Source organism: Marinimicrobium sp. UBA4509 (assembly GCF_002388575.1).
GTDB classification, from domain to species: domain Bacteria; phylum Pseudomonadota; class Gammaproteobacteria; order Pseudomonadales; family Cellvibrionaceae; genus Marinimicrobium; species Marinimicrobium koreense.
The window spans coordinates 1-5,851 of record NZ_DGMV01000034.1 but is presented as its reverse complement, the minus strand read 5'-3'; the positions used below and the strand labels follow the sequence as shown (position 1 = coordinate 5,851).

Here is a 5,851-nt window from a genome sequence, read left to right as displayed (position 1 = left end):
CACCCAGAAACGCGCCTAGGGATACCAAGGACATACCGGCCACACCGGTTAGCACCCCACTCATCCCCGTGCCGAGCACAATCATCAGGCTAGCACCCACGGAGGCGCCGGCAGTCACACCGATCAGGGAGGGGTCCGCCAGTGGGTTGCGGAACAACCCCTGCAGGATAGCGCCGCACAGCGCCAGCAGAGCTCCCACCGACGCCGCCAGCAAAGCACGAGGCAGTCGGATTGCCTGCACAATCTGCGCGGTGTGCCCGGGCGCCTCCAGCCCCACCAGGGCCTTGAGGACATTGACCGCCCCCAGGTTCACCGAGCCCAGCCACAGCGAGAGCAGTGCGCTGACCACCAGCGCGCCCCCCAGGACAATCGTACCCTGACGGCGCCGGCTCTGGCGGGTGCGGGCGAGCACCACCACGGTCAGTAGTCCACGCCCCGACGGGCTTTGATCCCGGCGTTGAAGGCGTGCTTGATATCCTTCACTTCCGAGACGGTATCCATCAGTGCCTGCAGTTCAGCACCGCCACCCCGCCCGGTGACCACCACACTCTGATGAGCCGGCCGGTTCGCCAGGGCCGAGAGCACGGTGGCCTCATCCAGATAGTCAAAGGCCAGCATGTAGGTCAGCTCATCCAGCACCACCAGATCCAGCGCGGGGTCATTGAGCATCTCCGCCGCCTGGGCCCAGGTCCGTTCGGCGGCGGCAATGTCCCCACTGCGGTCCTGGGTATCCCAGGTAAATCCGGTGCCCATCTGGTAAAAGCGCACCTGGGGGAGCTGCTCTTTGAGGTAGATTTCCTCCCCGGAGAGCTGCTCGCCCTTGATGAACTGGACCACGCCCACCGTCTGGCCATAGCCCAGGGCACGCAGCACCATGCCGAAGGCCGAGCTGGATTTCCCCTTGCCGTTACCGGTCAACAGAATGGCCACACCGCGATCGGTATCCGCCTCAGCGATGCGGGCATCCACCCGGGATTTCTGTTTTACCATGGCGGCCTTGTGACGGGCCGCCTTGCGCTCTTCGTTCGTGTCACTCATGGAGTGTCCTGTCATTAGTGCCTAAAAGGTGAACTCTACACCGGCATAGCCGGCCGCGCCGCTGGTGTTGTAGTTGAGGGTTTCGACATAGTCCTCATCCAGCAGGTTTTCCGCGCGCACAAACACCACCATACCGTCAATGACCTGATAGCGCACATTGGCGTTGACCACCTGATAATCGTCCAACTCGGTGGTGCCCTCTTGCCGATCCCGGGATGTGCGCCAGTCCAGCGCCACCGTGAGTGCCTCCACCGGCGAGTAGCGCAGACCGACATTGGCCAGATGACGCGGCTGCAGTGAGCGAGGGTTGCCATCGCCGGCTTCGGTGTCGACGTAAGTGTAGTTACCCACCAGTTGCCACTGGTCGGCCAAAGGCACCTCGGAATTCAGCTCTACCCCTCGGGACTCACTGGTGACGCCATCTTGCAGATAACCGCTGTAGGCGATCATATCGAAAAAGATTTCGTCTTCGATTTTCTGATCAAACCAGACCGCTTCCAGGTGCAGGCCATTGCGTCCGAAATATTCGACACCCAGATCCAGACCTCGACTCTCTTCGGCGTCCAACGACGGCGGTGGAAGTTCCTGTGATCGGTTATAGTCGATTTCCGACAGGCTGGGTGCGCGGAACCCGGTACCCAAAGCCGATTTGAACTTCAGCTCACCACTGGACAGCGGCACCCGGTAAGCAGTGCTCAGACGATAGCTGGTGTGATTGCCAAAATCGTCATTATCATCCTGACGCACACCGGCGGTCACAAACCACTGTTGCTGATAAGCACCCTGATACTCGAGGTAGGCCCCGCGTTGCTCGCGCTCCAGGTCCATCACCTCATCGCGGCGATGCTCGGCGCCGTACACCAGGGTGTGAGAGTCGGCAAGATCCACTTTACCGTTCAGTTCCCACTTGGCGATTTTCCCTTCGGTTTGATAGGACACAGCGCCATCGGCGTAGTTGATCCGGTCCACATCGGTCTGAGAGTAAGCAAAGGTATTGGCGCCGCTCTGATTACGGTGGGTAATGCTGGCCCGCGCGTTGGTTTGCTCAAACTGATCAACGCAGTCTTGCGTCGCTACCGGGAAGCCGCAGTTATCAAATTCCGATGTGCCTTCGGTATCACGCACGACGATCTGCGCCCGCAAATCCCGATCCAGATTCCAACCACCGCGCGCGTGCAGCGTGGTGTTTTCGTAGCCATCGGCCTCCCCGGTGGGATCGTCGGATCGAGCGCTGAAACCCTCGGTATCGGCGCGCGCGGCCGAGAGATAAAAGTCGCCCTGCTCATTACCACCGCCCACATAACCGGAATAATTCCGGGTATCGTAGCGGCCGCCTTCACCACTCAGGCCCGACTGCATTCCGTCGTTGATATGATCGGTGGTGACGTTGAGTACACCGCCCGCATCCGCGCCGTACATCATGCCCTGTGGGCCACGAAGCAGCTCGACCCGGGCAACGTTGGCCGTCAACAGGTGATGGACCTGGCTGCTCGACTGAGGCCCCGTGGGGTCGGTGATATCCACCCCATCCACGCGCACCAACGTCCGGAAACCGGACTCACCGCGCACCCGCACCGAGCTGGCCTTGCCCGGTCCACCGGCATTGGTAATGGACACCGACGGCATGGTCCGCAGCGCGTCGGCCAGAGACTGTACGCCCAGGTTTTTCAGGTCCTGCTTGTCCAACACGGCGACCGAGCTACCCAATTGGCGCAGCGGTGTTTCGGTCCGGGAGGCGACCACCACCAGGGTTTCCAACGGTGAGTTGGCCGACGCCGGGTCAAAAGAGGCTTGGGATGATTGGGCCACGGCGAGCGCCGGGACCGAGGCAGCGAAGACCGCTGCACTGAGTACAGATGTTTTAAACACAGTAATCCCCTATGTTTGATCAAAGACAACATGGGGAGGGAGGAAACGCAAAGCGACGCGGCTGCGCGGGGCAGCACGTGAAGGATTGCCGGATGGTAGCCCTCCGCTCCATCATAGAACGCGACAGAGGGCCGGTATCGGGCTTACAGGGCCATGATTCACCCTGATCACCGTTGCGGGGGCAGCGCTGGATTGTCCAGACTTCCCGTTTAACCTGCTCAGCCTCGATAGGAGTCGGGGGCAGCAGGCACCCTGTGTCGAGGCGGCAATGTAGGGGAGCGCCGCGGGAAAGTCAACGACGCACAGGCGGTACCCCCAAGGAGGCAGGCTTGCCACTACTCCGTCAGTCGGGCATAGGCGCGGTAACGATCCCGAATGTGGCGCACATAACTCACCGGCTCATGGCCGCGCACAAAACCAAATCGGGCCTTCTGGTAATAGCGCGGTTGGGTGAGCAACAGCATGGCTTTTTCCACATGGCCAAACCACTGGTCCGGATCCCACCCCTGCTGGTCCGCCAAGCGGCGGGCGTCGCGCACATGTCCCACGCCGGCATTGTAAGCCGCCAGGGAAAACCACATCTGCTCGTCCACCGGTAGCCGCTCCGGGAACCGGTAGCGCAGCCAGTCCATGTATTTGACGCCGGCATGCACACTGACTTCCGGATCATCCAGGGGAGACAGCCCCAACTCATTGCCGGTACGGGGCATGACCTGCATCAGGCCCTTGGCGCCCACCCAGGACACGGCCGCCGGATCAAACCGACTCTCCTGATACATCTGCGCCAGGATCAGGCGCCAGTCAAAGCCATACTGCTCCGCGTAGGACCGGGCCAGTTCATCCCAGGGTGAAAGCGCCCCCGTTTCCGACACATCCACCCGTCCGGCCCGCTGCTCACGGATGCGGGCGTCGTCCTCGAAGTAACGTTTGTACAGAATGTTGTAATGCAGCCCACGGTATTCCTTTTTCCAGAACGCATTCACCGCCGCCAGCAACTCCGGATTCTCCGGGCGCACCGCCCAGCCCTGGTTGGTGGGGTCACCCAGGGGCAACAGACCCTGAATATCATCCCGCCAGGTCAGCTCCGACTGCAGAATATGGCTGTCGGCGATGGTCAGGTCATAGGTGCCATCGGCCACGCGCGCCAGAATATCCTCCGTTTCCATGGTGGAAGAGACCGGCGCGAGGGTCACATCCACCCCCCGCTCCCGGATTGACTCGGCTGTTGACCAATAGCTGCTGGATCGGCGCAGGTGCAGGGTACGGCCCGCCAGTTGTTTGAGCGAGTCAATGGCCGGCTCGTCCGCGCGTCCGACGAGCGTCTCGGTGGCGTAGTGGTAGGGACGGGAAAAGGCCACCCGATCCGCGCGCTCGTCCGTGCGCGTCATGAAGGCGGCAATCATATCCCCACGCCCCTCGTTGAGCATCGGGATCATCGCCTCGTCACTGTCGGCCACGACCATCTGCAGACGCACGCCCAGGCTGTCAGCAAAGCGCTTGGCCAGTTCGTACTCAAAACCGACCAACTCTCCCCGGTACAGATAGTAAGTAGCGCCGTTGTTCCGGGTAATCACCCGCAACACCTTGCGTTCCTTGATGCCCGCCAGATCGTCCGTATGCGCCCGGATATCGGTGCGTGTCAGGCGTTCGCGGGTCAGAAAGCGATTGAGTTCTTCAAGCAACGCGGTATTGGAGGGGCGAATCGCCCAGGCCAGCGGGCGTCGCTCCCCCAGGGTGAGCTGCACCTGTACATCGTCCCGGTAAGTACGGACCACGTCCATGACATTACTGTCCTGCAGCGCAAAATCGTACTCGCCCGCCACCAGGCCATCGAGCACCTCGTCACTGGTCATGGTCGAGGGCAGCGGCACTATTTCGATGTCCGGGTCGATATCCGGCACCTCGGCAAAATAGGTATCGGCCAACTCCCAGAAACTGGTATCGCGCATGACCCCGACCCGCCGGCCACTCAGGTCCGCGACCCCCTCGGGGGCGGGCTCTCCGCTGCGTCCCACCAGAACTTCCCGAGTCTGATCAACCCCCAGGGTAAAACCCACCTGCTCGGCCCGCTCGGGGGTCACCGTGAGGTTGGCCGCCACCATATCGCCCCGACCGGCCAACAGCTGCGCCAACAGGTCTCCGTACTCGGGAACCGAAATCACCACAGGCTCCAGCCCCTGTTCCCGGGCGAACCGCTTGGCCATCTCCCGCTCCACATCCAGCGGATAGCCGGCCCGCGGCAAATACTCATCCGCGGCCCGATGCACCAGAATCCGGAATTGCCCCCGGGATTTCAGCGCGTCGAGATCACCCGTCTCGACATAGCCATCTGGGGTATCGGGCACCTTTTCGCCCGCCGGGGAATTGTCACTCTCGGAGCCGTCCTGACTGCAACCGGCGATGGACAGACACATCAGTGACAAGCCCCACAGAAATGCGCGCATAGTGATCCTCTCAATCCGGTAGTGGGATTATTTGCTACAGTCTACTGTCTGAGCTTTCAGATTGCACAATCAGCACCCTCGGGACCCCCGGTCAGGGGCACAGCGGATAACATCGGAGTGAAAGGATCAAGCATGGATACTCAAGGGCAACGCCGGCGGGCGGCCAGACTCATCTCCCCTCTTATTTTTGGCCTTGGCCTGTTGGCGCTCACCGGCTGCCAGCCCGGCGGGCTGTGCGAAGACCAAACCCTGAGCGAACAGGAAACCGCCGCGCTGCTGCAATCGCTACCGCCACTGCCGGCCGCTTCCGGGCCCGCAAAAACCGATACCACGGCCGATACGCCCGCCCCACCGACCGGACCGACCGCCGAGCCCGCTTTCCCCAGGCCGAACGACCTGACACCGGACGAGAACCCTTCAGCTCCGCATTTGGTGCGCTATGCGCCGGAGGGTGACGTCGAGCGGGCCGCATTGGTCAGCCTCACGTTTTCCGAACCCAT

5 protein-coding genes and 1 riboswitch are annotated in these 5,851 nt (G+C 61.9%); of the genes, 1 reads left to right on the top strand and 4 read right to left on the bottom strand.

Features of this window, described 5'->3' with window-relative positions; all coding sequences use genetic code 11:
- The 4 genes from B3520_RS04810 to B3520_RS04795 form a co-directional block, all read right to left on the bottom strand.
- Positions 1-418 (bottom strand): iron chelate uptake ABC transporter family permease subunit (locus B3520_RS04810; protein WP_414673873.1); only part of this gene is annotated, 418 nt, incomplete at its 3' end.
- Between the two features lie 2 nt (positions 419-420).
- A complete protein-coding gene (cobO, locus tag B3520_RS04805) occupies positions 421-1,038 on the bottom strand; it encodes a cob(I)yrinic acid a,c-diamide adenosyltransferase (RefSeq protein ID WP_286807220.1) in 618 nt (205 codons plus the stop codon).
- Between the two features lie 21 nt (positions 1,039-1,059).
- The gene (locus tag B3520_RS04800; RefSeq protein WP_286807219.1) at positions 1,060-2,847 is read right to left on the bottom strand and encodes a TonB-dependent receptor plug domain-containing protein; all 1,788 of its coding nucleotides are present in this window, start codon (positions 2,845-2,847) and stop codon (positions 1,060-1,062) included.
- A 172-nt stretch (positions 2,848-3,019) separates the two neighbouring features.
- Positions 3,020-3,177: riboswitch (cobalamin riboswitch) on the bottom strand.
- 65 nt (positions 3,178-3,242) lie between these two features.
- Positions 3,243-5,351 (bottom strand): transporter substrate-binding domain-containing protein, encoded by a 2,109-nt coding sequence (locus tag B3520_RS04795; protein ID WP_286807217.1) that lies wholly within the window; start codon positions 5,349-5,351, stop codon positions 3,243-3,245.
- Positions 5,352-5,483: 132 nt separating this feature from the next.
- Here B3520_RS04795 and B3520_RS04790 point away from each other — a divergent pair.
- Positions 5,484-5,851 (top strand): hypothetical protein (locus tag B3520_RS04790; RefSeq protein WP_286875516.1); only part of this gene is annotated, 368 nt, incomplete at its 3' end.

Bases quoted from the DNA above. Each gene is read 5' to 3' on its own strand.
- B3520_RS04795 (WP_286807217.1), bottom strand. From the start codon at position 5,351: ATGCGCGCATTTCTGTGGGGCTTGTCACTGATGTGTCTGTCCATCGCC.
- cobO (WP_286807220.1), bottom strand. From the start codon at position 1,038: ATGAGTGACACGAACGAAGAGCGCAAGGCGGCCCGTCACAAGGCCGCC.